The 24,194-nt window shown below is 74.1% G+C and carries 26 protein-coding genes and 2 pseudogenes; 19 read left to right on the top strand and 9 right to left on the bottom strand.

Going from position 1 to position 24,194, the window contains the following annotated elements; translation table 11 throughout:
• Positions 1–46 precede the first annotated feature (46 nt).
• Both OOK41_RS23690 and OOK41_RS23685 read right to left on the bottom strand, forming a co-directional pair.
• A complete protein-coding gene (locus OOK41_RS23690; protein ID WP_117669363.1) occupies positions 47–331 on the bottom strand; it encodes a GNAT family N-acetyltransferase in 285 nt (94 codons plus the stop codon).
• Positions 332–398: 67 nt separating this feature from the next.
• Positions 399–557, bottom strand: a pseudogene (locus OOK41_RS23685) (aminotransferase class V-fold PLP-dependent enzyme); the annotation flags it as partial.
• Between the two features lie 56 nt (positions 558–613).
• Between OOK41_RS23685 and OOK41_RS23680 the strand changes: the two are divergent.
• The 7 genes from OOK41_RS23680 (at position 614) to OOK41_RS23650 (ending at position 4,910) form a co-directional block, all read left to right on the top strand.
• The gene (locus OOK41_RS23680) at positions 614–979 is read left to right on the top strand and encodes a hypothetical protein (RefSeq protein ID WP_266266744.1); all 366 of its coding nucleotides are present in this window, start codon (positions 614–616) and stop codon (positions 977–979) included.
• A 60-nt stretch (positions 980–1,039) separates the two neighbouring features.
• Positions 1,040–1,864 carry a DUF1206 domain-containing protein gene (locus OOK41_RS23675; protein WP_266266743.1) on the top strand — a complete coding sequence of 275 codons (825 nt, stop codon included), beginning with the start codon at positions 1,040–1,042 and terminating at the stop codon, positions 1,862–1,864.
• Positions 1,865–1,944: 80 nt separating this feature from the next.
• Positions 1,945–3,144, top strand: a complete 1,200-nt coding sequence (locus OOK41_RS23670) for a mechanosensitive ion channel family protein (RefSeq protein ID WP_117669360.1) — start codon at positions 1,945–1,947, stop codon at positions 3,142–3,144.
• Between the two features lie 232 nt (positions 3,145–3,376).
• Complete coding sequence (locus OOK41_RS23665; RefSeq protein ID WP_117669359.1) at positions 3,377–3,811, top strand: phage holin family protein; 435 nt, start codon at positions 3,377–3,379, stop codon at positions 3,809–3,811.
• On the top strand, positions 3,808–4,143 hold the full coding sequence (locus OOK41_RS23660; RefSeq protein ID WP_117669358.1) for a DUF3618 domain-containing protein: 336 nt from the start codon (positions 3,808–3,810) through the stop codon (positions 4,141–4,143). Before OOK41_RS23665 ends, OOK41_RS23660 begins: the two co-directional genes overlap by 4 nt.
• Positions 4,140–4,412 carry a DUF4235 domain-containing protein gene (locus OOK41_RS23655; protein ID WP_117669357.1) on the top strand — a complete coding sequence of 91 codons (273 nt, stop codon included), beginning with the start codon at positions 4,140–4,142 and terminating at the stop codon, positions 4,410–4,412. The genes OOK41_RS23660 and OOK41_RS23655 overlap by 4 nt, the downstream gene beginning before the upstream one ends.
• A 294-nt stretch (positions 4,413–4,706) precedes the next feature.
• Positions 4,707–4,910 (top strand): cold-shock protein, encoded by a 204-nt coding sequence (locus tag OOK41_RS23650; protein ID WP_030338233.1) that lies wholly within the window; start codon positions 4,707–4,709, stop codon positions 4,908–4,910.
• A gap of 221 nt (positions 4,911–5,131) precedes the next feature.
• On the opposite strand, the gene OOK41_RS23645 is transcribed toward OOK41_RS23650, so the two are convergent.
• Positions 5,132–5,326, bottom strand: coding sequence for a hypothetical protein (locus tag OOK41_RS23645; protein ID WP_117669356.1), 195 nt, complete (start codon positions 5,324–5,326; stop codon positions 5,132–5,134).
• Between the two features lie 350 nt (positions 5,327–5,676).
• On the opposite strand from OOK41_RS23645, the gene OOK41_RS23640 reads away from it, so the two are divergent.
• Complete coding sequence (locus OOK41_RS23640) at positions 5,677–6,471, top strand: trans-aconitate 2-methyltransferase (RefSeq protein WP_117669550.1); 795 nt, start codon at positions 5,677–5,679, stop codon at positions 6,469–6,471.
• Positions 6,468–7,493, top strand: a complete 1,026-nt coding sequence (locus OOK41_RS23635) for an adenosine deaminase (protein ID WP_266266741.1) — start codon at positions 6,468–6,470, stop codon at positions 7,491–7,493. The genes OOK41_RS23640 and OOK41_RS23635 overlap by 4 nt, the downstream gene beginning before the upstream one ends.
• A gap of 264 nt (positions 7,494–7,757) precedes the next feature.
• Here OOK41_RS23635 and OOK41_RS23630 read toward each other — a convergent pair whose 3' ends face one another.
• Positions 7,758–9,161, bottom strand: a complete 1,404-nt coding sequence (locus tag OOK41_RS23630; protein ID WP_266266740.1) for a HAMP domain-containing sensor histidine kinase — start codon at positions 9,159–9,161, stop codon at positions 7,758–7,760.
• Positions 9,162–9,190: 29 nt separating this feature from the next.
• Complete coding sequence (locus OOK41_RS23625) at positions 9,191–9,880, bottom strand: response regulator transcription factor (protein ID WP_117669353.1); 690 nt, start codon at positions 9,878–9,880, stop codon at positions 9,191–9,193.
• A gap of 73 nt (positions 9,881–9,953) precedes the next feature.
• On the opposite strand from OOK41_RS23625, the gene OOK41_RS23620 reads away from it, so the two are divergent.
• Together OOK41_RS23620 and thrS are read left to right on the top strand one after the other, a co-directional pair.
• Complete coding sequence (locus OOK41_RS23620) at positions 9,954–10,874, top strand: ADP-ribosylglycohydrolase family protein (protein ID WP_266266739.1); 921 nt, start codon at positions 9,954–9,956, stop codon at positions 10,872–10,874.
• Positions 10,875–11,053: 179 nt separating this feature from the next.
• The gene (gene thrS / locus OOK41_RS23615) at positions 11,054–13,066 is read left to right on the top strand and encodes a threonine--tRNA ligase (protein ID WP_266266738.1); all 2,013 of its coding nucleotides are present in this window, start codon (positions 11,054–11,056) and stop codon (positions 13,064–13,066) included.
• An 88-nt stretch (positions 13,067–13,154) separates the two neighbouring features.
• On the opposite strand, the gene OOK41_RS31960 is transcribed toward thrS, so the two are convergent.
• A complete protein-coding gene (locus OOK41_RS31960; protein ID WP_305792070.1) occupies positions 13,155–13,892 on the bottom strand; it encodes a D-Ala-D-Ala carboxypeptidase family metallohydrolase in 738 nt (245 codons plus the stop codon).
• Between the two features lie 220 nt (positions 13,893–14,112).
• Between OOK41_RS31960 and OOK41_RS23600 the strand changes: the two genes are divergently transcribed.
• Positions 14,113–14,625 carry an HIT domain-containing protein gene (locus tag OOK41_RS23600; RefSeq protein ID WP_207892789.1) on the top strand — a complete coding sequence of 171 codons (513 nt, stop codon included), beginning with the start codon at positions 14,113–14,115 and terminating at the stop codon, positions 14,623–14,625.
• A 95-nt stretch (positions 14,626–14,720) separates the two neighbouring features.
• On the top strand, positions 14,721–15,779 hold the full coding sequence (locus OOK41_RS23595; protein WP_266266737.1) for an aldo/keto reductase: 1,059 nt from the start codon (positions 14,721–14,723) through the stop codon (positions 15,777–15,779).
• Positions 15,780–15,806: 27 nt separating this feature from the next.
• Here the strand turns inward: OOK41_RS23595 and OOK41_RS23590 are convergent, their stop codons facing one another.
• The gene (locus tag OOK41_RS23590) at positions 15,807–17,969 is read right to left on the bottom strand and encodes an elongation factor G-like protein EF-G2 (protein ID WP_266266736.1); all 2,163 of its coding nucleotides are present in this window, start codon (positions 17,967–17,969) and stop codon (positions 15,807–15,809) included.
• A gap of 253 nt (positions 17,970–18,222) precedes the next feature.
• Between OOK41_RS23590 and pgsA the strand changes: the two genes are divergently transcribed.
• The 6 genes from pgsA (at position 18,223) to pdxT (ending at position 23,323) form a co-directional block, all read left to right on the top strand.
• Complete coding sequence (gene pgsA / locus OOK41_RS23585; protein ID WP_117669347.1) at positions 18,223–18,855, top strand: phosphatidylinositol phosphate synthase; 633 nt, start codon at positions 18,223–18,225, stop codon at positions 18,853–18,855.
• On the top strand, positions 18,852–19,802 hold the full coding sequence (locus OOK41_RS23580; protein ID WP_117669346.1) for a phosphatidylinositol mannoside acyltransferase: 951 nt from the start codon (positions 18,852–18,854) through the stop codon (positions 19,800–19,802). The genes pgsA and OOK41_RS23580 overlap by 4 nt, the downstream gene beginning before the upstream one ends.
• Positions 19,803–19,819: 17 nt before the next feature.
• Complete coding sequence (locus tag OOK41_RS23575; RefSeq protein ID WP_117669345.1) at positions 19,820–20,980, top strand: glycosyltransferase family 4 protein; 1,161 nt, start codon at positions 19,820–19,822, stop codon at positions 20,978–20,980.
• 82 nt (positions 20,981–21,062) lie between these two features.
• Positions 21,063–21,563 (top strand): hypothetical protein, encoded by a 501-nt coding sequence (locus OOK41_RS23570; RefSeq protein ID WP_266266735.1) that lies wholly within the window; start codon positions 21,063–21,065, stop codon positions 21,561–21,563.
• A gap of 163 nt (positions 21,564–21,726) precedes the next feature.
• A complete protein-coding gene (gene pdxS / locus OOK41_RS23565; RefSeq protein ID WP_117669343.1) occupies positions 21,727–22,644 on the top strand; it encodes a pyridoxal 5'-phosphate synthase lyase subunit PdxS in 918 nt (305 codons plus the stop codon).
• A gap of 73 nt (positions 22,645–22,717) precedes the next feature.
• Entirely contained in the window at positions 22,718–23,323 is a 606-nt protein-coding gene (gene pdxT, locus OOK41_RS23560) for a pyridoxal 5'-phosphate synthase glutaminase subunit PdxT (protein WP_266266734.1), read from the top strand.
• A gap of 80 nt (positions 23,324–23,403) precedes the next feature.
• Here pdxT and OOK41_RS23555 read toward each other — a convergent pair whose 3' ends face one another.
• Together OOK41_RS23555 and OOK41_RS32115 are read right to left on the bottom strand one after the other, a co-directional pair.
• Positions 23,404–23,754, bottom strand: coding sequence for a hypothetical protein (locus OOK41_RS23555; protein WP_266266733.1), 351 nt, complete (start codon positions 23,752–23,754; stop codon positions 23,404–23,406).
• Positions 23,755–23,785: 31 nt separating this feature from the next.
• Positions 23,786–23,905: pseudogene (locus OOK41_RS32115) on the bottom strand (type IV secretory system conjugative DNA transfer family protein); the annotation flags it as partial.
• Between the last annotated feature and the right edge of the window lie 289 nt (positions 23,906–24,194).

Below are 24,194 nucleotides of genomic sequence, written 5' to 3'. Positions count from 1 at the left end.
GCCCGCCGACGCTGGTCGGGCCGCCCGCGTCGGCGCGCCCGCCGGGTCAGCCGGTGGTGACCAGGTCCGCGTACTCCGGGTGGCGCTCGATGAACGCGGCCATGAACGGGCACCTGGGCACCACCCGGCCGCCGCGCTCGCGGACCTGGTCCAGGGTGGCCCGCATCAGCGCGGACCCGACCCCCATGTTCTGGAACCCGGGGTCGACCTCGGTGTGCGTGAAGACCAGCACCTCGCCGCGGGGCAGGTACGCGGTGAACCCGGCCAGCGCGTCGTCGACCAGGATCTCGAAGCGGCGGCGGGCGGGGTTGTCCTCGACCAGGAAGCTCACCCGGTCATTCTGCCCCGGGTTCCGGCCAGCTCGTCCAGTTCGCCAGCAACCGGTCCACCTGGTCGGCTGGCCCGGACCACCTGTACGCGCTGGTCACCAGGAAATCCGCGCCCAGCGAGGCGACGCCGGTGGGGCCGTGCGGCACCGAGTGCACCCCGTCCACGCAGACCAGCGCGCCGGCCGCGTGCGCCGCCTTGGCGACCGCCGGCACGTCCGCCCAGGGCAAGCAGGGGCGATCGTGGGCCCCTCGGGCGCTCGCGCGGGCCTCGTACCCTTGATCGGGTGACGAACCGACCCGGTACCTCTCCGTCCACCCCCACCCGCCGGGCCGCCGGCCTGCTGGCCGGCCTGGCGCTCGGCGTCGCCCTACTCGCCGGTTGCAGCAGCGAGGGCGCCTCCACCGACTGCGTCCTGGACGCCTGCACGGTCACCTTCGACCGTGGTGTCGAGGCCAGCGCCACCATCCTCGGCGTCGAGGCCAAGCTCGTCGGCGCCCAGGGCGACCAGGTGACCGTCGAGGTCGCCGGCGAGCAGTTGTCGCTGACCGTCGGCCAGCAGGCTACCGAGGTCGGCGGCTTCGCCGTGACCCTGGACAGCGTCACCGACCAGGAGGTCAAGATCCGCGTCTCGCGCAACCCCTCCGGCTGACGGCGCTGCGGCGGCGGTGGCCGACGTTTGGGGATCTCCGCGATCGGAGATTGTGGCGCCATGTCACTCACCCGGAACGCCGAAGCCACCGCCTCGCAGGCCGCGAACAGCCGGTGGCTCGAACTACTCGCCCGGGCCGGCTTCATCGGCTACGGCGTCGTGCACCTGCTGTTCGCCTGGCTGGCCCTACAGATCGCCTTCGGCGGCTCGGGTGGCAAGAGCGGCGACCAGTCCGGTGCGCTGGGCACCCTGGCCGAGCAGCCGCTGGGCAAGTTCCTCTGCGTCGCCATCGCCGTCGGCATGCTCGCCATGGCGATCTGGCAGGCCCTGGAGGCGGCCGTCGGCCACCGCGCCGAGCGCGACAAGGAGCGGCTCGTCGAGCGGATCGCCTCGGCCGCCCGCACCCTGGTCTACCTCTACTTCGCCTGGACCGCCTGGAAGGTCTTCTCCAACGCCGGCTCCAGCAGCGCCGAGCAGCAGGAGGCCCTGACCGGCAAGCTGATGACCTCCGCCGGCGGACGCTGGCTGGTCGGCCTGGCCGGCCTGGTGCTCGCCGCCATCGGCATCGGCCTGGTGGTCTACGGGTGGAGGAAGAAGTTCGAGAAGCACCTGAAGACCGGTGAGATGAGCCCCCACACCCGCACCCTGGCCCGCCGGCTCGGCATGGCCGGCTACATCGCCAAGGGCGTCGCGTACGGCATCGCGGGCCTGCTGGTCGTGGTGGCCGCCGTCAACTACGACCCGGAGCAGGCCCGCGGCCTCGACGCCGCCCTGCGCGCCCTGCGCGACCAGTCCTACGGCCCGTTCCTGCTGGCCCTGGTCGCCCTCGGCATCGCCTGCTTCGGCGCCTACTGCTTCCTCCAGTCCCGGTACCGCAAGGTCTGATCTGGCCGGATCGGGCAACAACGGGCACCATTGGGCCTTTGCCCGGACCCAGGGTGCCCGTTGGAGGGAGAGAGACACCCGTGCAGAGCTACCTCACGACGGTCGTCGCCGCGCTCGCCGCGGCGGCGATCGCCGTTTTCCTGGTCGAGGTGGTGCACCGCGCGACCCGGCGGCTCGGCCGGCGCTCACTGCTGATGACCGAGCTGACCGACCACGCGCACCGCTCGTTCCAGGTCGCCGCGACCGTCCTCGCCGTGCAGTTCGCCGTCCGGTTCTCCACCGGCTACGCCGTCGGCACCCAGTGGCGGCAGGTGGTGCTGCACGTGCTGGTGCTCACCGTCATCGTCACCGCGGCCTGGCTGGTCGCCTCGCTGCTGGTGGTGGTCGAGGACGTGGCGCTGGCCCGGTTCCGGGTGGACGTGCCGAACAACCGGCACGCCCGCCGGGTGCGTACCCAGGTGGTGATGCTGCGCCGGCTGACCATCGCGGTGATCGTGATCCTGGCCGTCGGCGTGATGCTGATGACCTTCCCCAGCGTCCGGGGCGTCGGGGCCGGCGTGCTGACCTCCGCCGGCGTGGCCGGTGTGGTCGCCGCGCTGGCCGCGCAGAGCCTGCTCGGCAACGTCTTCGCCGGCCTCCAGCTCGCGTTCAGCGACGCGGTACGCCTGGACGACGTGGTGGTCGTCGAGGGGGAGTGGGGCCGGATCGAGGAGCTGACCCTCAGCTACGTGGTGGTGCAGATCTGGGACGACCGCCGGTTGATCCTGCCCACCTCGTACTTCACCAGCAAGCCCTTCCAGAACTGGACCCGCACGGAGGCGGCGGTGCTCGGGACCGCCGAGTTCGACGTCGACTGGTCGGTCAACGTGCAGGCGATGCGCGAGGAGTTGCGCCGGCTGGTGGAGGGCAGCGACCTGTGGGACGGCCGGGTCTGCGTACTCCAGGTGACCGACGCGACCGGCGGCCTGGTCAAGGTCCGCGCCCTGGTCAGCGCGGCGGACGCCGGCAGCCTGTGGGACCTGCGCTGCCTGGTGCGCGAGCACCTGGTCGGCTGGGTCCGCGACCACCGCCCGACCGCCCTGCCCCGGATGCGCGCCGAGATCGGCGACTCCTCCGGCGCCCTGCCCTGGCAGTCGGTGCAGCCCCGGCGCCCGGTGCGCCGGCCGGCCGACACCGACGTCCCCGACGACGCCCGGGTCTTCGGCGGCAGCGACGACGGCGCGGCCCGCAGCGAGGCCTTCGTCGGCCCAGAAGATACCCCCACCCCCACCCCCCGCTGACCCCACCCCCGCTCGAAGCGGTGATCAAGAGGTTTGCGTCGCCCCGGCCGCGGGATCCCGACGCAAACCTCTTGATCACCGTGGGCCGGCGGGGGGAGGTGGGTGGGGTGGGGGTTTGAGCGGCTGATTGTGGGGGACTGGTGCGCGGTGGTCAGGCGACTGGCCGCAGCGCGCAGGATTGACGGGCGGCTACTCCGGGCATACAGCGCGGTGATGATGAAAGGAGGACAGCATGGCTGACGTCGCGAACCACCGCACGTCTCAGAACGGGAGCGAGCCGTCCACCGCCGAACTGGTGCAGCGGGCCACGGAGCAGGTCTCTCGCCTCGTCCGGGACGAGCTCGCGCTGGCCCGGGCGGAGCTGACCCAGAAGGGTAAGCACGCCGGCATCGGGATCGGCCTGTTCGGCGGCGGCGGGGCCCTGGCGCTCTACGGGCTCGGCGCGCTGGTCGCCGCCGTGATCCTGTTGCTGGCGCTGGTCATGCCCGCGTGGCTGGCGGCGCTGATCGTGGCGGTGGCGCTCTTCCTGATGGCCGGGATCCTCGCCCTGGTCGGCAAGAAGCAGGTCAGCCAGGCGGTCCCGCCGCTTCCGGCGGCGACGGTACGCAGCGTCCGGGCGGACGTGGACACCGTAACCGCCGCGGTGAAGGACAGGGGACGGGCATGACGGGCAACGGGACCGGCGACACCGAGGCGCTCCGCGAGGAGATCCGGCGGACCAGGGTGGAGTTGGGCGAGACGATGGAGGCGCTGGCCGCCAAGGCCGACGTCAAGGCCCGCCTGAGATCCTCCGCCGAGCAGGCGAAGGGCCGGATGCGGAAGCAGGCCGCGCAGACGGTGGCCCGGGTGCGGGAGCAGGCGACGCAGAGCGCCGGGGCTGCGCGGGAGGCGTCCTCCGCCGGCGCGGGGCTGCGCGGCCCGGTACCGTGGGCGGCCGTCGCGGCCGGCGCGGTGGCTACCATGATCGTGCTGTTGATCGTTCGGGGGAGGCGCAGGTGAGCAGGGGCATCGGCAAGGCCGCGTACAAGCCGGTCGGGGTGCTGCTCGGCCTGGCCGCCGGCACCGTCGCGGGCGTGATCTTCCGGCAGGTCTGGAAGGTGACCGCTGGCGACGGCGAGGCCCCGAGCGCGACCGACGAGGAGCGTGGCTGGGGCGAGATCCTGGCCGCCGCCGCCCTCCAGGGCGCGATCTTCGCGGTGGTCCGGGCGGCCGTGGACCGGGGCGGGGCGGTCGGCGTACGTCGGCTGACCGGCCGCTGGCCCGACTGACCTGTCGTTACCAGGCGGAGGGCCCTTTTCCGGTACGCCGGGGAGGGGCCCTTTCTGCTGGCGACGCCGGCCCACCAAGCCGGAATTCGGGCGTCCTTCGGGTCACCTGCCGGAGAATTTCGTCGGGTAGGCTGTGCAGAGTTTTCGCTACGTGGTTTGCTGTTCCACGCTGTTGCGAGATGGCGTGGGTTGAGAGAAGTCTCCTGCACAGGGGGCCGCCTCAGGCGCCGCTGATCGAAAACGGCCAATCGGCCGCACGGCGTGCTCGGCCGCCAGTTTTAGAAGGAGATACACATGGCGCAGGGAACCGTGAAGTGGTTCAACGCAGACAAGGGCTTCGGCTTCATCACCGTCGACGGCGGGGGTGCTGACGTGTTCGTCCACTTCTCGGCCATCCAGACCAGCGGCTACCGCTCGCTGGAGGAGAACCAGCGGGTGGAGTTCGAGATCGCCCAGGGTCAGAAGGGCCCGCAGGCTGAGCAGGTCCGCCCGATCTGAGCAGCCGTGGCCGGCGCGCCGGCCGAGGGGATGATCCGACCCGGATCACAGTGAAACCCCGCGTCCCGTCCGGGATGCGGGGTTTTCCGTTGCCCCGCACCCGGTTGCCCCGCACCCGTTGCCCGGCCTTGCTTCGACCGGCCTCGCTTCGACCGGGCCTCGCTTCGACCGGCCCGCGCGTCGGGCCCGGCCGGTCGGGCGCCCGATCCGCCGGGGAGCGGTCAGGGCCGGCGGCGGCTGCGCAGGCCGCGCCAGATCGTCACGAGTCCGATCAGGGCCAGCGGCAGGCCGAGCAGTGCCCAGATCCGTTGGTCGGTCATGACGCTGCCGTCGACGTAGCCGAGGCCCTGCACCGTCCAGACGGCGCCCACGACCATGGCGAGCAGTCCGAGGGTGAGCGGGAGCCACCCCTTCATCGCGTTCCTCCTTCGCCGGCCGGCCGGGCCCGTCCAGCATGCATGCCGTCGCCGGGTTGGGCGGGCACCGTCGCCCCCGGGCGGGTCGTCACCGGTCGTGCGCCCGCGGCCGGACCAGCTCGTCGTGGGCGGCTCGGCCGACGGCCAGTTCCTTGGTGGACGGGCGGCGGCGGGCCGGCGGTGGCGGCGGCACGCCGGGCCTGGTCGGCGTCGCCGGCGCCGAGGCCGACGCGCCGCCCGAGCCGGGTGCGGGTCCGCTGCTGCACGACCCGAGCCTAGTGATCGGCTTGCCCGGCCGTGCGGCGGGCCGTACCGTACAACAAGACGAACGTACGGTTTGGGAGGCGGCGATGTGGGACCCGGCGGCGTACCTGCGCTACGACGACGAGCGGGGGCGGGCCTTCCACGACCTGGTCGCCCGGGTCCGGGCCCGGCGGCCCCGGGCCGTCGTCGACCTCGGCTGCGGCCCCGGCACGCTCACCGCCACCCTGGCCGCCCGCTGGCCGGGCGCCCGGGTCACCGGCCTCGACTCGTCGGCGGAGATGATCGACCGGGCCGCCGCCCTGGGCGCGCCGGTGGACTTCGCGGTCGGCGACGTGCGTGACTGGCGTCCCGCCGCCGATGTCGACGTGCTGGTCAGCAACGCGGTGCTCCAGTGGGTGCCGGAGCACCGGGAACTGTTGACCCGGTGGGCCGCCGGGCTGCCCGCCGGGGCGTGGCTCGCCGTCGGAGTGCCGGGGAACTTCGACGCGCCGTCGCACCGGGCGCTGCGCGCGGTGGCCGGGGAGGGGCCGTGGGCGGCCGAGCTGAACCCGTTGGTGCGCGGGGCCCCGGTCGACGACGCGGTCGGCTTCGCCACGCTGTTGACCGGTGCCGGCTGCGCGGTCGACGCCTGGGAGACTGTCTATGTGCACCTGCTGCCGGCCCCCGCCGAGGCCGATCATCCGGTGCTGACCTGGATGGAGGGCACCGCGCTACGCCCGGTCCGGGCGGCGCTGGACGCCGCGCGGTGGGCCGACTTCCGCACCGCGCTGGGAGCACGCCTCGCGGCGGCGTACCCGGTCCGGCGGGGGCAGGTGTCCTTCCCGTTCCGCCGGGTCTTCGTCGTCGCCCGAACCGGCGCCCGCATTGAGGAGAACCTGTGACCGACCTGCCCACCTTCATCGCCGGACTGCCCAAGGTGGAGCTGCACGTGCACCACGTCGGCTCCGCGTCGCCGCGGATCGTGGCCGAGCTGGCCGCCCGGCACGAGGGGCGCAGCCCGGTGCCGGCGGATCCGGAAGCCCTCGCCGACTACTTCGCCTTCCGGGACTTCGCTCACTTCATCGATGTCTACCTCAGCGTGGTGGACCTGATCCGCGACCCCGAGGACGTCTGGATCCTCACCCACGAGGTCGCCCGCGAGCTGGCCCGCCAGCAGGTCCGGTACGCCGAGCTGACCGTCACCCCGTACTCGCACGTGTCCCGGGGCATCCCCGCGCCCGCGTTCTGCGAGGCGATCGAGGACGCCCGCAAGCGCGCCGAGGCCGACTTCGGCATCGCCCTGCGCTGGTGCTTCGACATCCCGGGCGAGGCGGGGCTGCCGGCGGCCGAGGAGACCCTGCGGATCTGCCTGGAGGAGCGGCCCGCCGGGCTGATCAGCTTCGGCCTGGGCGGCCCCGAGATCGGGGTGCCCCGCCCGCAGTTCAAGCCGTACTTCGACCAGGCCCGGGCCGCCGGGCTGCGCTCGGTGCCGCACGCCGGGGAGACCACCGGCCCGCAGACCGTCTGGGACGCGCTGCGCGACCTCGGCGCGGAGCGGATCGGCCACGGCATCTCCGCCGCCGGGGACCCGGAGCTGCTCGCCCACCTCGCGGAGCGGCGGATCGCCCTGGAGGTCTGCCCGACCTCCAACGTGCGTACCCGGGCGGTCGCCTCCCTCGACGAACACCCGCTGCCCCGGCTCGTCGAGGCGGGCGTGCTGGTCACCATCAACTCCGACGACCCGCCGATGTTCGGCACCACCCTCAACGACGAGTACGCGGTGGCCGCCCGGTTGCTCGGGCGCGGCGCCGAGGGGCTGGCCGCGCTGGCCACCGACGCGGTGACCGCCGCGTTCCTGGAGCCGGGGGAGAAGGCACGGCTCACCGCCGAGATCGACGGTTACCTGGCCACGGCGACCCGCTGACCCGACGGCGCCGACCGGCCCGCCGCAGGCCGTCCGGCCGGTCGGCGCCCAGGTCGGTGGGGCTGGTGCGCGCGGCGGGAGTTGGTTGTGGGGGGACCGGACTCCCGCCGCGCGCACGGGCTCCACCGGCCAGGGGGTGGATCCGGGAGTGGCCGGTGGAACTGATGGGTTCGCCCTTCGATCCTGTCAGGCCGCGCCCGGCGCGCCGGTGCCGTTAATCCGGATCTAAGAAAGACTTGCGTCTGCCCACAGACGGGCGGGCGGTCAGCCGTCCGTGGGGCGCTGCCGGGGCCAGCGGCGGCCCCCGCTCTTCTGCTCCCGGGCCTCCCGGGCCATCCGGCCGACCAGTCCGAACCGGTTGACCTGCCGAGGGGTGGCCTCCGGGTCGGCCAGCAGCATCACCACGCTGGCCCCGCCGAGCCGGGCCCGGTCGATGCTCACCGATCCGTTGGCCTGCAACGACACCCGCTTGGCGATGTCCAGGCCCAACCCGGTGGAGCCCTGGTCGCTGGTGCCCCGGCGCAGCGCCCGGTCCGGGTTGGCGATGCCCGGGCCGGCGTCGTCGACGCGGATCGCCACGTATCCGTCGCGGCGGGAGACCGCGACCTCGAACGCGGTGCCCTGCGGGGTGTAGCGGAACACGTTGCCGATCACCGCGTCGAGGGCGGCGGCCAGCTCGGCCCGGGGCACGGGCGCCGGGATGCGAAGCTGCGCCCCGCTGACCCGGTGCGGCCGGTTCTGGTCCCCCGCGAGGGCCGACCAGAAGACCATCCGGTCCCGGACCACCTCACTGACGTCGCACATCGCCGGGCCGACCTCATGGGTGATCGCCTTGCGGGTCGTCTTGATCAGTACGTCGATCTCGCCCTCAAGGGTCACGATGGCCTGCCGGATCCGCCGGATCGCGCGTCGCCGGTCCAACTCCGCCTCGGTGAACGAGCCCACGCCGGTGTCGTCGGAGTCCAGCCCCTCGGCGTCCAGCCGCAACACGGTCAACGGGGTGCGCAGCCGGTGCGATAGGTCCGCCACCAGCTCCCGCTCGTCGGTGCGCGCCGCCACCAGCCGGTCCGCCATCCGGTTGAACGCGTAGCCGGCCTCGGCCAGCTCACGCGGGCCGCTCGGCTCGACGCGTACCCCGAGGTCGCCGTCGCCGACCGCGAGGGCGGCCTTCACCAGCCCCCGGGTCGAGTCGGCCGCGCGGGCGGCGACCCGGTCCACCACCAGCACGGCCGCCCCGACCAGGGCCACCGCCACCGCGGCCAGCAGCAGCCACCGGCCCCCGGAACCCTCCTCGAGCCCGGAGTCCGGCACGAACACCTCGACCACGGCCACCGTGTCGCCGAGCACCACCGGGTCCAGCCGGAGCGCCCCGCCGGACACGTCGACGACCACCGAGCGCCGCTCCCCGGTGGCCCTGGCCAGCGCCGCCGGGTCGGCCCGGCCGGCCGGGCCGACGCCGCCCAGCCCGTGTACCACCGGCCGGGTCGCCGGGTCCTCGCCGCTGGCCTCCACCGCGCGCCGCACCGCCGCCGGCTCGGTGCTGACCGCGAGCGCGCCGGTGACCAGCGCGCCGCGCCGGGCGGCGTCGGCGAGGGCCTCCTGGCGGGTTTGCTCACCCAGGCTGATGCCGAGGGGGACCAGGAACGCCAGCGCGACGAGCGCGCACATGCCCGCCGTGAGCCAGGCCAGCGCGACCCTCAGTCCGGGGCCACCAACCGGAAGCCCACCCCCCGCACGGTGCGCAGGTAGCGCGGCTTCGCCGCGGACTCGCCCATTTTGCGGCGCAGCCAGTACAGGTGAACGTCGATGGTCTGGTCCTCGCCGACCGACGGCTGGCGCCATACCTCCTCCAAGAGTTCCCGGCGGGACACCACCCGCCCTGGTCGGGCGGCGAGATACGCCAACAGGTCGAACTCCTTGCGGGTCAGCGCGAGCGGCATCCCGTCGAGCTGGGCGCTGCGCTCGCCGACGTCCACCCGCAGGCCGCCGACGGTGTGCACGGCCGGCTGCACGCTCCGGCTGGCCCGACCGGCCCGGCGCAGCACCGTGGTGATCCGGGCGTCCAGGTGCGCGCCGGTGAACGGCTTGACCATGTAGTCGTCCGCGCCCGCCCGCAGCAGGCGCACCACCGACTGCTCGTCGTCGCGGGCGGTGGCGATGATGATCGGCACGTCGGTGATGCCGCGCAGCATCCGCAGCGCGTCCGAGCCGTCCAGGTCCGGCAGGCCGAGGTCGAGCACCACCAGGTCAGGGGTCTCCGCGGCCACCCGGCGCAGCGCGTCGAGCGCCGTGCCGACGGCGTGTACGGCGTGCCCCCGGTCGGCGAGGGACCGCAGCATCGCGCCGCGTACGACGTGGTCGTCTTCGACCAGGAGCACCGTGGCCACGTCAGCACCGTACTCGGCGGGGCAAGCCGATCGCGTTGCGGCGCACCCGCGAACCGGGCAAGCTGATACGACCATGTCCTTCACGCTCTTCCCGGACACCCGCCTGGCCCTCGCCCGGGACAGTCTCGCCGGCCTCTCCGTGGGCGACGCCCTCGGCTCCCAGTTCTTCGTACCGGGGCAGCGGCCGGCCGACCTCGCCGCCGGCCGGCTCCCCGCGCCGCCCTGGCAGTGGACCGACGACACCGAGATGGCGTGCTCCGTGCTGACCGAGTTGGCCGGCGCCGGCGAGGTCGACCGGGACCGGCTGGCGCTGGCCTTCGCGCACCGGTGCGAGCCGTACCGCGGCTACGGCCCCGGGGCGGTGACCACCCTGCGGCTGATCCGTACCGGCACGCCGTGGCCCGTCGCCGCGGCCTCCGCGTTCGACGGGCAGGGCTCGTGCGGCAACGGCGCGGCGATGCGGGTCGGCCCGCTCGGGGCGTGGTTCGCCGACTCGACCCGGCGGGCGGCGGCCCAGGCCCGGGCGTCCGCCGAGGTCACCCACGCCCACCCGGAGGGGATCGCCGGCGCGGTGGCGGTGGCGGTGGCCGCCGCCCTGGCCGCCCGGGCCCGCCTCGACGGGGATCGCCCGCCGCCGTCGCGGCTGCTCGCCGCGGTGGCCACCGCCCTCGACCCCGGCGGCGAGGTGCACCAGGGGGTACGCCGGGCCGCCGCCCTGCTGGGCCGCCCCGTGGCGGTCGCCGCCGAGGCGCTCGGCAACGGCTCGCGGGTGACGGCGCAGGACACCGTCCCCTTCGCGCTCTGGGTCGCCGCCACGGGCCTCGACGACTACCCGGCCGCGATCCGGGCGTGCGTCGAGGCGGGCGGGGACGTGGACACCACGGCGGCGATCGCCGGGGCGGTGGTGGCCGCCCACACCGGTGTCGGCGCGCCGGGCGGGGTGCCCGCCGACTGGCTCGCGGCCCGTGAGCCGCTGCCCGACTGGGCGCCCTGACCTCCAGGCATCGTCGCACCCCTCGGTCTCCGCGCGGCCGTGCCGACCGGCCCACCCGGGGCCGGTGTCAAAAGGAGCCCTTCCACCACCGAATGCGATAAGAAGGGGCACTTCCTGGCCCGCTAGCATCAGCGGGGGCGACCGCCCGGTCGCGTCCGTCGTCAGCTGGAGGAGTCACCGTGTCCCCACCCCGTACCCCCGTCGTGGCCGACCCCGTCGTCGTCGCCGCCGGGACGACGGCGGCCGACGCGGTGGTCGCGGCCGGCCTGCCGGCCAGCGGCCCCAAGGCGGTCGTCGTGGTCCGCGACCCGCAGGGCCAGCTCCGCGACCTGGACTGGACGCCGGCCGAGGACGTCACCGTCGAGCCGGTCGGCCTGGACACCCCGGACGGGCTGAACGTGCTGCGCCACTCGACCGCGCACGTGCTCGCCCAGGCCGTGCAGGACGTGTTCCCCGAGGCGAAGCTCGGCATCGGCCCGCCGATCGAGAACGGCTTCTACTACGACTTCGCCGTGGACAAGCCGTTCCAGCCCGACGACCTGGCCAAGCTCGAGAAGCGGATGCAGGAGATCGTCAAGTCGGGGCAGCGGTTCCGGCGGCGGCGGTTCGGCAGCCTGGACGAGGCGAAGGCCGAGCTGGCCGCCGAGCCGTTCAAACTGGAGCTGATCGACGTCAAGGGCGAGGGGCTGGACTCTTCCGAGGTGATGGAGGTGGGCGGCGGCGAGCTGACCATCTACGACAACCTCGCGGCCAAGGAGGACAAGGTCTGCTGGTCGGACCTGTGCCGGGGCCCGCACCTGCCGAACACCCGGCTGATCGGGGCGTTCAAGCTGATGCGTTCGGCCGCCGCGTACTGGCGGGGGAGCGAGAAGAACCCGCAGCTCCAGCGGGTGTACGGCACCGCGTGGCCGACCCGGGACGAGCTGAAGGCGTACCTGAAGTTGCTGGAGGAGGCCGCCCGGCGCGACCACCGCAAGCTCGGCGCGGACCTGGACCTGTTCAGCTTCCCCGACGAGATCGGCTCCGGCCTGGCGGTGTTCCACCCCAAGGGCGGCATCATCCGCCGGGAGATGGAGAACTACTCGCGCCGCCGGCACGAGGCGGCGGGGTACGAGTTCGTCAACACCCCGCACATCACCAAGGCGCAGCTCTTCGAGACCTCCGGCCACCTGCCCTACTACGCCGACACCATGTTCCCGCCCATGCAGTTCGAGGGGGCGGACTACTACCTCAAGGCGATGAACTGCCCGATGCACAACCTGATCTTCAGGGCGCGTGGGCGGTCCTACCGGGAGCTGCCGCTGCGGCTGTTCGAGTTCGGCACGGTCTACCGGTACGAGAAGTCCGGCGTGGTGCACGGCCTGACCCGGGTACGCGGGCTGACCCAGGACGACTCGCACATCTACTGCACCCGGGAGCAGATGCCCGGCGAGCTGTCCGCCCTGCTCACCTTCGTCCTGGACCTGCTGCGCGACTACGGCCTGGACGACTTCTACCTGGAGCTGTCCACCCGGGACGACTCGCCGAAGTTCATCGGCGACGACGCCGACTGGGCGGAGGCGACGGAGGCGCTGCGCACCGCCGCCGAGGCGTCGGGGCTGGACCTGGTGCCCGACCCGGGCGGCGCGGCCTTCTACGGCCCGAAGATCTCGGTGCAGGCCCGGGACGCGATCGGCCGGACCTGGCAGATGTCGACGATCCAGGTCGACTTCAACCAGCCGGCCCGGTTCGGGCTGGAGTACCAGGCCGCCGACGGCACCCGCAAGCAGCCGGTGATGATCCATCGGGCGCTGTTCGGCTCGATCGAGCGGTTCTTCGGGGTGCTCACCGAGCACTACGCCGGGGCGTTCCCGGCCTGGCTGGCTCCGGTGCAGGTGGTGGGCATCCCGATCCGCGAGGACCACGCCGACTACCTGCACGGGTTCGTCGCGGCGCTGCGCGCCGAGGGCATCCGGGCCCAGGTGGACGCGGGCGACGACCGGATGCAGAAGAAGATCCGCACCGCCCAGCAGCAGAAGATCCCGTTCATGGTGATCGCCGGCGACGACGACGTGGCCGCCGGGACCGTGTCGTTCCGGTACCGGGACGGCTCGCAGCGCAACGGCGTGCCGGTCGCCGACGCGGTGGCCCACGTGCTCGACGTGGTCACCTCCCGGTCGAACACCGGACCGACCGCCTCCGACCCGGCCTGACCCGCGAGGTGGGGCTCCCCTCGTCGCCTGGGCGACGGGAGGAGCCCCACCCGTGTCGGGGCGTCGTGCTGGTGCCGGTGTCGGTCGATCAGATGCCGCAGGACGGCGCCGACCAGCCCCCGACCGCTCCGACGTGCGTGTGGTCGTTGTGGCCCGGGTAGCCGGGGCCGAGGATGTTCCCGAAGCCGTGGTAGCGGGCCTGCTGGGCCAGCCGGCAGAACGACGGGGACCCGACCAGGTCAACCCCGTCGCCGTACAGGTGTCGGCTGTTCGACGCCCCGCCGACCGCGCTGTTGCAGGCGTAGCTGCGGAAGCCGCTGCTGATGTAGATGGAGACGTCGCCGAGGGCGTGCCGCAGGGCCTGGAGCTTCCACATCGAGACGAGCGCGTTGAACTTGGCGGTGCTCGCCGCGACCGCCCCGCCGGACCAGGTCGAGTTGCAGTTGTTCAGCTCGGCGTAGGTGAAGTTGACCGGGGTGCAGTCGTCGTCCTGCAGGGCGTACAGCTTGTTGAACGTCAGCGGGCCGGCGATGCCGTCGGCGGACAGGCCGTACGCCTGCTGGAAGCGGATCACCGCCGAGCGGGTGGCCGGGCCGAACACGCCGTCGATGGCGATGGACGAGTTGTAACCCGGGTAGCCGGCGACCCGGATCTGGAGCTGGCGGACGTCCTCGCCGGAGGCGCCGGAGGCGAGCGTACGGCCCCAGGTGTAACAGCCGTCGGCGTGTGCCGCGCCGGTGGTCACGGTCAGGCCCACCAGGGTGGCGGCGGCGGCGAGCGCGCAGGCGGCCAGCGTTCTGCCGAGCCGGCGGAATGCGGTCTTCACGGGGGTCTCCCATCGACGGTCGTCAGGATCGATCAGTATGGAAGTTTTCATTCACGAGCATCAGTACGTCAAGTTTTTCACCCCCTATCCGCCCCCGGCGCGGCCCCGCGACACACCGCCGGACGCCCCCGGGGCGCGGCCCGTGGGGCACTGGGGCGATGCCGGCCGGGAACGTAGGATCGGTGGCGTGACAGGGGCGGAACGGCACACGGACAGCGGCATGGCCGACGGGCTGGAGCGGCTCTGGACTCCGCACCGGATGACCTACATCTCGGGCGAGGACCGACCCGAGGGCGGGTACGAGAAGCCTGCCGGCTGCCCGTTCTGCCGGGCGCCCGGGTTGCCGCCGGAGGAGAGCCTGGTGGTGGCCCGGGGCGCGCACGTGTTCGCCGTGCTGAACCTCTACCCCTACAACCCGGGCCACCTGCTCGTCTGCCCCTACCGGCACGTGGCCGACTACACCGACCTGGACCTGCCGGAGACCACCGAGCTGGCGGCGTTCACCCAGACCGCGATGCGGGTGGTGCGCAGCGTCAGCAACGCGCACGGGTTCAACCTGGGCATGAACCAGGGCGGGGTGGCCGGCGCCGGGATCGCCGCGCACCTGCACCAGCACGTGGTGCCCCGCTGGGGCGGCGACGCCAACTTCATGCCGGTGATCGGGCGGACCAAGGTCCTGCCGCAGGTGCTCACCGACACCCGCGAGCTGTTCACCCGCGCCTGGCCGGTCTGACCCCGGAGCCGGCCGGAGCTGACCCTGCGTGGTCGACTGTGTCCTTCCGGTGAAGCCGGTGCCCCCAGCGGGGCCGGAGGTGACACGATCTGGCGATGGCAGTGACGACACGGACATTGGGTCGCAGCGGCATCGAGGTCAGCGCCCTCGGCATGGGGTGCTGGGCGATCGGTGGCCCCTGGGCCGCGGGCGTCCAGCCGCTGGGCTGGGGCGCGGTCGACGACGACGAGTCCGTCCGCGCGGTGCGTCACGCGCTCGATCTCGGGGTCACCCTCTTCGACACCGCCGACACGTACGGGGCCGGGCACGGCGAGCGGGTCCTCGGCCGGGCCCTCGCCGGCCACCGCGACGAGGCCGTGATCGCCACCAAGTGGGGCTACACGTTCGACGAGGCCACCCGCCAGGCCACCGGGGAGGACGCCTCGCCGGAGTACCTGCGCCAGGCGGTCACCGACTCGCTGCGCCGGCTGGGCACCGACCGCATCGACCTCTACCAGCTACACCTGGGCGACCTGCCGGTGCCGAGGGCCGAGGCGCTGATCGGCGCCTGCGAGGACCTCGTCTCCGACGGCCTGGTCCGGGCGTACGGCTGGAGCACCGACCGGGCCGACCGGGCCACCTGCTTCGGGCAGGGCGGCCGGCACGCCACCGCCGTGCAGCACACCCTGTCGGTGCTGCGCGACGCCCCCGAGCTGCTCGCCGTCTGCGACAAGTACGACCTGGCCAGCGTCAACCGCAGCCCGCTGGGGATGGGGCTGCTCACCGGCAAGTACGGCGCCGGCTCGACGCTGCCCCGCGACGACGTGCGGGGGGCCGCAGTGAGCAGGGTGGAGTGGTTCCGCAGCGGCCGGCCCGCCCCGGAGTGGCTGCGCCGGGTCGGGGCGGTCCGGGCGGCGCTGACCGCCGACGGGCGCACCGCGGCCCAGGGGGCGCTCGGCTGGATCTGGGCGCGCAGCGACCGCACGGTCCCGATCCCCGGCTGCCGCACCGTCGCCCAGGTCGAGGAGAACGCCGCCGCCCTGGCCCTCGGCCCGCTCGCCGCCGACCAATTCGCCGAGGTGGAACGCCAACTCGCGGCGCTCCGCTCGGCGGCTCTGCGCTCCGCCGACCGCCCCCACTGGCCGATGCCCCCCACCGGCCCCGCCCGCCCCTGACCGCGCGGGCCCATGATCGACGGTGGGTCAGGGGGTGGGGGGGTGCTGCCTGCGGGGCTGGTCGGACAGGTGGGTGGGCATCGGGTCGTGGCGGACGAACCGGCGGCGGAAGGTGCCGGTGCCGGAGGTCAACGCGCGCAGCTCGATCGCGTACCGGAGCAGCTCGGTGGCCGGGACCTCCGCCCGGACGAGGGTTCGGCCGTCGGCCTCCGGGTCCGGCTCGGTGCCGAGCACCCGGCCGCGCCGGCCGGAGAGGTCGCCCAGCACCGCCCCGACGGTGTGGTCCGGCACCCGGACGACCACCTCGTCCACCGGTTCCAGCAGGGTCGGCTGGCCCCGCTCGGCGGCGTGGCGCAGCGCCAGCGCCCCGGCGGTCTGGAAGGCCGCGTCGGACGAGTCGACGCTGTGCGCCTTGCCGTCGACGAGGGTCACCCGCAGGTCCACCACCGGGTACCCGGCGACCAGACCGCGCTCCAGTTGGGCCCGCACGCCCTTCTCCACCGACGGGACGTAGTTGTGCGGCACCGCGCCGCCGACCACCCGGTCGACGAACTCGAACCCGGCCCCCCGGGGCAGCGGCTCCACCTCGATGTCGCAGACGGCGTACTGGCCGTGGCCGCCGGACTGCTTGACGTGCCGGCCGTGCCCGGTGGCCGGGGCGGCGAGGGTCTCTCGCAGCGCCACCCGGACCGGCTCGGTGTCCAGCTCGACGCCGCCACCGCGCAGCCGGTCGAGCACCACGTCGGCGTGCGCCTCGCCCATGCACCACAGGACGAGCTGGTGGGTCTCCGGGTTGCGTTCCAGCCGCAGCGTCGGGTCCCCGGCGACCAGCCGGGCCAGGTTGCGGGACAGGGTGTCCTCGTCGGCCCGGCTGCGCGCGGTGACCGCCACCGGCAGCAGCGGCTCGGGCATCTCCCACGGGGCCACCAGCAGCGGGTCCTCCTTGGCGGAGATCGTGTCGCCGGTCTCCGCGCTGCCCGACTTGGTGATCGCGCAGATGTCGCCGGCCACGCAGACCGGCACCTCGCGCAGGGCCGCCCCCAGGGGGGTGTGGAGATGCCCGACCCGTTCGTCCGCGTCGTGGTCGGGGTGCCCCCGCTCGGCCAGGCCGTGGCCGGCGACGTGCATCGTCCGGTCGGGTCGCAGGGTGCCGGAGAAGACCCGGACCAGGGAGACCCGGCCGACGTGCCGGTCCACCGTCGTGCGTACCACCTCGGCCACGAGCGGGCCGTCCGGGTCGCAGGTCAGCGGCGGCCGGGGGGAGCCGTCCACGCCGGTGACGGCGGGCAGCTCGTGTTCCAGCGGGGACGGGAACGCCGATACGAGGCCGTCGAGCAGCACGTCCAGGCCCACCCCGGTCGCCGCGCAGACCGGCACCACCGGGTGGAAGTGCCCCCGGGCGACCGCCTTCTCCAGGTCGGCGACCAGCACCTGCGTGTCGATCTCCTCGCCGGCGAGGTAGCGGTCCATCAGGGACTCGTCCTCGCTCTCGGCGATGATCCCCTCGATCAGCTCGTTGCGGGACTCGGCGATCGCCGGCAGGTGCTCCGGGTCGGGCTCGCGCACCTGCGCCGGCAGCCCGGCGGTGTAGTCGAAGACCCGGCGGGTGACCAGGCCGAGCAGCCCGACCACCGACTCGCCGTCGTCGCCGAGCATCGTCAGGTGCAGCGGGAGCACGTTGTCGCCGAAGACCCGTTGGCACAGCGCCACGGCCTCGTCGAAGTCGGCGCGGGGGTGGTCCAGCCGGGTCACCGCGACCGCCCGGGGCATGCCCACGGCGGCGCACTCCTCCCAGAGCGCGGCGGTGGCGGCGTCCATCCCGTCGACGGCGGAGACCACGAACAACGCGGCGTCGGCGGCCCGCAGGCCGGCGCGCAGCTCGCCGACGAAGTCGGCATAGCCCGGGGTGTCCAGCAGGTTGACCTTGACGCCGTCGTGCACCAGCGGGGCGCAGGCCAGGCTCACCGAGCGCTGCTGGCGCACGGCGGCCGGGTCGTGGTCGCAGACCGTGGTGCCGTCGGTGACCGCGCCGGCCCGCCCGATCGTGCCGGTCGCCGCGAGCAGTGCCTCGACCAGGGTGGTCTTGCCCGCCCCGGAGTGCCCGACGAGCACCACGTTGCGAACCCTGGCGGGCTCGGTCACCACCGGCACGCCGCCGGTGACTCCCTTGTCCTGGTTCCTCTGCGCCATGGGGCGCACCTCCCTCTGCCGGTGGTTGGTGGCGACCGCCGCGCGCGACGGGGAAGCGGCCCGGTACGGAAGTTCCGCGGCGCCATCCTCCGGTGATCTGCCGTGCGGCGGGTACGGGACGGTCGGTCGGGTGAGCTGGCTCACCCTCAGGTTCGATCTCACACCCCTCGCGGAGCCGGCACAAGACTTCCCCGGGCGGGTCGGCGACCGGGGCGTACCGTCGCCGGGGGCCGGCCGTTATCGTGGGACCGCCATGGCGAAGATCTTCCAAGTGTCAGTCCGGGCGGGGATGACCCGCATCGTCGAGCCGATCGCGCGCGGCCTGCTCCGCGCGGGCGTGTCCCCCAACGTCGTCACCGTCGCCGGCACCCTCGGGGTGCTGGTCGGGGCGCTCGGCTTCGGCGCCCGCGGCCATCTGGTCGCCGGCGCCCTCATCGTGACGGTCTTCGCGCTGACCGACCTGCTCGACGGGACGATGGCCCGGATGAGCGGCGGCTCGACGAGATTCGGGGCGTTCCTCGACTCAAGCATGGACCGGGTCGCCGACAGCGCCGTCTTCGGCGCGGTCGCGTACTGGCTGGCCACCGAGGGCGACCACGGCGGGGTCGCCGCCGCGCTGCTCTGCCTGGCCGCCGGCGGGCTGGTCTCCTACGTCAAGGCCCGCGCCGAGGGGCTCGGGATGACCTGCAACGTGGGCATCGCCGAGCGCACCGAGCGGCTGCTCATCGTCGGCGTCGGCGGCCTGCTCACCGGCTTCGGCGTCCCGTACGCCCTGCAGATCGCGCTCTGGCTGCTGGCCGCCGTCTCGATCTTCACCGTGGGCCAGCGGATCGCCCACGTGTACCGGCAGGCCCGCGAGGCCGCCCCGGACGGGCCGCAGGGGTGAACCTCACCGAGCTCGGCTACGTCGCCGGCTGGCGCCTGGTCCGCGCGCTGCCCCGGCCCCTGGTCGCCGCGGCCTTCCGGGCGGGCGCCGACCGCGCCCACCGCTCCGGCGGCGCGGGTACGGCCCGACTGCGCGCCAACCTGCGCCGGGTGGTCGGCCCGGAGCTGCCCGAGGCCGAGCTGGACGACCTGCTCCGGCGCGGCCTGCGCTCCTACGCCCGGTACTGGATGGAGGCGTTCCGGCTGCCGGCGCTGAGCCGGGGGCAGCTCCTGGCCGGGTTCCGGCTCGCCCCCGAAGGGGTCGACCTGCTCGCCGCCGACGTCGCCGCCGGCCGGGGCGCGGTGGTGGCGCTGCCGCACGCCGGCAACTGGGACGCCGCCGGGGCCTGGGTGGCGGCCACCGGCTGGCCGATCACCACGGTCGCCGAGCGGCTCAAGCCCGAGGGGGTCTACCAGCGTTTCCTTGCCTTCCGGCGGGGGCTGGGCATGGAGATCCTGCCCACCCACGGCGGCGAGCGGCCCGCGTTCGACGTGCTGGTGGACCGGCTGCGCGCCGGCACGGTGGTGCCGCTGCTGGCCGACCGGGACCTCTCCGCCCGGGGGATCGAGGTCGACTTCTTCGGCGCGCGGACCCGGATGCCGGCCGGACCGGCGCTGCTGGCGCTGCGCACCGGAGCACCGCTCTACGTCGCCTCGTTGTGGTACGAACCGGACGCGGCGTGCGCCTCGATCGAGGGCCCGCTGCCCGTGCCCGGGGAGGACAGCGGGCCGCTGGACCAGCGGGTCCGGGAGCTGACCCAGCGGATTGCCGACGGTCTGGCGGCGGGCATCGCCCGGCATCCGGAAGACTGGCACATGTTGCAACGGATGTGGCTGGACCAGCGCGGCACCGGCGACGGCGGGCCCGGACCCGTCTCCACGCCGCCGGCCGCCACCGGAACGGTCTGAGGCGGAGGGGCGCTCACATGCGGATCGGCATCGTGTGCCCGTACTCCTTCGACGTGCCCGGCGGGGTGCAGAACCACGTGATGGACCTGGCGGAGGCGTTGATCGGGCTCGGGCACGAGGTGAGCGTGTTCGCGCCCGCCGACGAGGACTCCCCGCTCCCGCCGTACGTGGTGCCGGCGGGCCGGGCCCTGCCGCTGCCGTACAACGGGTCGGTGGCCCGGATCGCGTTCGGCCCGGTCTCCACCGCCCGGGTCCGGCGGTGGATCACGCGGGGCGACTTCGACGTGCTGCACGTGCACGAGCCGCTGACGATGAGCGTGTCGATGCTGGCCGTGCTCTCCGCCCGGGGCCCGGTGGTGGCCACCTTCCACACCGCGATGACCCGGTCCCGGGTGCTCGCCGCCGCGCAGGGCGTGCTCCAGATCGTGCTGGAGCGGATCACCGCCCGGATCGCGGTCAGCGCCCTGGCCCGCAAGGTGCAGGTCGAGCACATGGACGGTGGGGCGGTGGAGATCCCCAACGGCGTCACCGTGGCCAAGTTCAGCCACGCGACGCCGCTGCCCGGCTGGCCGGGGGAGTGCGACCTCGGGGAGGGCGGCACGCTCGGCTTCCTCGGCCGGTTCACCGAGGCCCGCAAGGGCTTCCCGATCCTGCGCGACGCCTTCGTCGAGCTGGCCCGCTCCCGCCCGGGCCTGCGGCTGCTGGTGGCCGGGCCGGGCGACCCGGACGACCTGTTCGACCGGTTTCCCGCCGAGCTGCGCGACCGGGTCACCTTCCTCGGCCTGGTCTCCGAGGAGGACAAGGCGCGCATGCTGCGCAGCGTCCACCTCTACGTGGCCCCGAACACCGGGGGGGAGTCGTTCGGGATGATCCTCACCGAGGCCCTCGCCGCCGGCACCACGGTGGTGGCCAGCGACCTGGACGCGTTCCGCCGGGTGCTCGACGGCGGCCGGGCCGGGCTGCTCTTCCCCACCGGGGACGCGGTGGCGCTGCGGGCGGCCCTGGTCGGGCTGCTGGACGACCCGGCGCGGCGGGCCGCGCTGACCGCGTGCGGGGACCAGGTGGTGGCGCACTTCGACTGGCCGGTGGTCGCCCGCCGGGTGCTGGAGGTGTACGCGGCGGCGATCGAGGCAACCGACGGGCGGGTCATCGACCAGGAATGGGCGGGGCTGGGCTGACCGCCGTGGCCGGGGGTGCCGGTGGGACGCGGGTGTCGGGGCGGGTCGCGCCCCGGCCAGAGGCGAACGGAGCAGCACTACGATGCCGGGCATGTGGTGGTGGGTGGGCGCGAGTCTCGTCGTGGGGCTGCTCGCGGCGTACCTGACCTGGACCGTCGGCCGGGTCGAGCGGCTGCGCGTGCGCGCGGAGTCGGCGGCCCGGGCCCTGGACGCGCACCTGCTGCGCCGGGCAGCCGCCGCCGCGGTGCTCGCCGAGCGGCGCTACGGCGTGGAGCTGTACGCGGCGGCCCGGATCGCCCTGGACGCCGAGCCGGAGGAGCGGGAGGCCGCGGAGAACGACCTCACCCGGCAGCTACGGGCGGTGCGGCTGGACCCGGCCGACCCGGACTGCGAGGCGGTGATCGCCGCGAGCCGGCGGCTCGCCCTGGCCCGCCAGGTGCACACCGACCTGGTCCGGGACGCCCGCGCGGCGCGCGGCCGGCCGCTGGTGCGGCTGTTGCGGATGGGCCACCGGCACCCGTGGCCGCGCTACTTCGACATCGACGACCCGACCCTCGCGCTCCCCGCCGACGTGCCCGCCTGAGCGGAGCCGGCCGCCGCCCCGGCTCGTCACCAGCCACCCGGCGGCGGGGTGATGACGGCCACAGAGCAGGCCACCCGGGGTCTGATTGGCTGTCGGAGCGGCGTTGAGCCCGTCGTAGCATTCAGCAGAGCCACCCCCCGAGCACGCCGAGGAGCGATTACCCGTGCCCGAAACCAGTTCCCCGAACGCCAGCGCCACCCCCGTCGTCGGGACCGCCCGCGTCAAGCGCGGCATGGCTGAGATGCTCAAGGGCGGCGTGATCATGGACGTGGTCACCCCCGAGCAGGCCAAGATCGCCGAGGACGCCGGCGCCGTCGCGGTCATGGCCCTGGAGCGGGTGCCCGCCGACATCCGCGCCCAGGGCGGGGTGTCCCGGATGAGCGACCCCGACATGATCGACGGCATCATCGAGGCCGTCTCGATCCCCGTGATGGCCAAGGCCCGGATCGGCCACTTCGTCGAGGCCCAGGTCCTCCAGGCGCTCGGCGTGGACTACGTCGACGAGTCCGAGGTGCTCACCCCGGCCGACTACGCCAACCACATCGACAAGTGGGCGTTCACCGTCCCCTTCGTGTGTGGGGCGACCAACCTGGGCGAGGCGCTGCGCCGGATCACCGAGGGCGCGGCCATGATCCGCTCCAAGGGCGAGGCCGGCACGGGCGACGTCTCCAACGCCACCATGCACATGCGCAAGATCCGCCAGGAGATCGCCCGGCTCAGCTCGCTGCCGGCCGACGAGCTGTTCGTCGCGGCCAAGGAACTCCAGGCCCCGTACGAGCTGGTCAGGGAGGTCGCCGAGACCGGCAAGCTCCCGGTGGTGCTGTTCACCGCCGGCGGCATCGCCACCCCGGCCGACGCCGCGATGATGATGCAGCTCGGCGCCGAGGGCGTCTTCGTCGGTTCCGGCATCTTCAAGTCCGGCAACCCGGCCCAGCGGGCCGCCGCGATCGTCAAGGCCACCACCTTCCACGACGACCCGGACGTGCTGGCCAAGGTCTCCCGGGGCCTCGGCGAGGCGATGGTCGGCATCAACGTCGACGAGATCCCGCAGCCGCACCGCCTGGCCGAGCGCGGCTGGTGACGTGCGGAAGGGCCCCTGCTCCCCGCCTCTGGCAGGAGCAGGGGCCCTTTCCTGACACCCGAGAGGAGTGAACGTGACGGCACCGGTCATCGGTGTGCTCGCCCTGCAGGGTGACGTCCGCGAGCACCTGGGCGCGCTGGCCGGGGTCGGGGCGGACGCCCGCCCGGTCCGCCGCCCGGGCGAGCTGGACGCGGTCGACGGGCTGGTCATCCCCGGGGGCGAGTCCACCACGATCAGCAAGCTCGCCGACATCTTCGAGATGCGCGAGCCGATCGACAAGCGGATCGCCGCCGGGATGCCGGTCTACGGCTCCTGCGCCGGCATGATCATGCTGGCCACCGAGGTGCTCGACGGCCGCCCCGACCAGCGCGGCTTCGCCGGCATCGAGATGACGGTCCGGCGCAACGCGTTCGGCCGTCAGGTCGACTCGTTCGAGGCGCCGGTTCAGATCGCCGGGGTGGCGGACGGGGCGTTCCACGCGGTCTTCATCCGGGCCCCCTGGGTCGAGCGGGTCGGTCCGGGCGTCGAGGTGCTGGGCCGGGTCACCGACGGTCCCGCCCCGGACCGGATCGTCGCCGTCCGGCAGGGCAACCTGCTGGCCACCTCGTTCCACCCCGAACTCACCGGCGACCTGCGGCTGCACCGCTACTTCGTGGACCTGGTCCGCGCCGGGGCGTGACCCCGGGGCCGGCCACGCCGGCGAGCGGCGTCCGGTTCGCAGGTCAGGACGGCTGGCGTACGGCGGCTGGCCCGCGGTGCTCAGTGGTGCCGGGGGTTGGGGCGCGCCCAGCCGTGCAGCACCGGGTCGGTGAGGTGGTTGAACCGGGTCATCCGGGTCGGCCACTCGCTCTTGAAGGCGACCACCAGCATCTCGAACTCCTGCCGGGTGCTGGGCGGCATGTGCTTGCCCCGGGTGTCCAGCGCCACCGCCAGCCGGTAGCGCAGGTCGGTGTCGAACAGTTGGGAGCGCAGCTCGTGCAGGGAGTTGCGGCGGTCGGGCTGGCCGGTCATCAGGTCGGCGGTCAGCCCGGCGATCAGCAGTTGGGCCATCTCGTCCCAGAACGGGTCGGTGAGCGAGCGGACGCCACCCATCAGGATGTCGGACAACACCCGGCCGAAGTCCTCCGCCTCCTCGGCGTCGTCGTCGTCGCGGCGTGACGTCGTAGTTCTCGCCCTTGGGATCGAACACCACGACCGACCCCTCGTCCGTCAGCAGGTTGGGGATGATCACGTCCCGTCCCTTGCCGGCCCCCGGTGGGATCCGGTCGGGAGAACGGGAATCGGGCAGGTCAGCGGGAATGTGGTCGCGTGGTGCGGCGTACCGTCGCGGCGTGGTCCACGCGGCGCCCTTCCCGGTGGCGGCTCGCGGGAGTGTCGGAGCCCGTCACCGCGGCGCCGGGCCGCCGGGACGCGGCGGCCCGGCCGCGGTGGCGGGTGTGACGCCGCCAGGCGCGGCCTCGGTAGGATTACCGGCGGTTCGGCAGGGCCGCCGCCCGCCGCCGCCCTCCACGCGGAGCCGCCCGGTCCCCGGCCGGTGGAATGCGGTGCCC

This window comes from Micromonospora sp. NBC_01655 (assembly GCF_026339755.1).
Taxonomy (GTDB): Bacteria; Actinomycetota; Actinomycetes; order Mycobacteriales; family Micromonosporaceae; genus Micromonospora.
This window is presented reverse-complemented; position numbering and strand designations above follow the sequence as displayed.

Excerpts from the sequence above, each read along its gene's own strand:
- OOK41_RS23620 (WP_266266739.1), top strand. The coding sequence starts at position 9,954 with ATGTCCTTCACGCTCTTCCCGGACACCCGCCTGGCCCTCGCCCGGGAC.
- OOK41_RS23675 (WP_266266743.1), top strand. The coding sequence starts at position 1,040 with ATGTCACTCACCCGGAACGCCGAAGCCACCGCCTCGCAGGCCGCGAAC.
- OOK41_RS23590 (WP_266266736.1), bottom strand. The coding sequence starts at position 17,969 with ATGGCGCAGAGGAACCAGGACAAGGGAGTCACCGGCGGCGTGCCGGTG.
- OOK41_RS23640 (WP_117669550.1), top strand. The coding sequence starts at position 5,677 with ATGTGGGACCCGGCGGCGTACCTGCGCTACGACGACGAGCGGGGGCGG.
- OOK41_RS23660 (WP_117669358.1), top strand. The coding sequence starts at position 3,808 with ATGACGGGCAACGGGACCGGCGACACCGAGGCGCTCCGCGAGGAGATC.
- pgsA (WP_117669347.1), top strand. The coding sequence starts at position 18,223 with ATGGCGAAGATCTTCCAAGTGTCAGTCCGGGCGGGGATGACCCGCATC.
- OOK41_RS23595 (WP_266266737.1), top strand. The coding sequence starts at position 14,721 with ATGGCAGTGACGACACGGACATTGGGTCGCAGCGGCATCGAGGTCAGC.
- OOK41_RS23665 (WP_117669359.1), top strand. The coding sequence starts at position 3,377 with ATGGCTGACGTCGCGAACCACCGCACGTCTCAGAACGGGAGCGAGCCG.
- OOK41_RS23575 (WP_117669345.1), top strand. The coding sequence starts at position 19,820 with ATGCGGATCGGCATCGTGTGCCCGTACTCCTTCGACGTGCCCGGCGGG.
- OOK41_RS23650 (WP_030338233.1), top strand. The coding sequence starts at position 4,707 with ATGGCGCAGGGAACCGTGAAGTGGTTCAACGCAGACAAGGGCTTCGGC.
- OOK41_RS23630 (WP_266266740.1), bottom strand. The coding sequence starts at position 9,161 with ATGTGCGCGCTCGTCGCGCTGGCGTTCCTGGTCCCCCTCGGCATCAGC.
- OOK41_RS23645 (WP_117669356.1), bottom strand. The coding sequence starts at position 5,326 with ATGAAGGGGTGGCTCCCGCTCACCCTCGGACTGCTCGCCATGGTCGTG.
- OOK41_RS23600 (WP_207892789.1), top strand. The coding sequence starts at position 14,113 with ATGGCCGACGGGCTGGAGCGGCTCTGGACTCCGCACCGGATGACCTAC.
- OOK41_RS23570 (WP_266266735.1), top strand. The coding sequence starts at position 21,063 with ATGCCGGGCATGTGGTGGTGGGTGGGCGCGAGTCTCGTCGTGGGGCTG.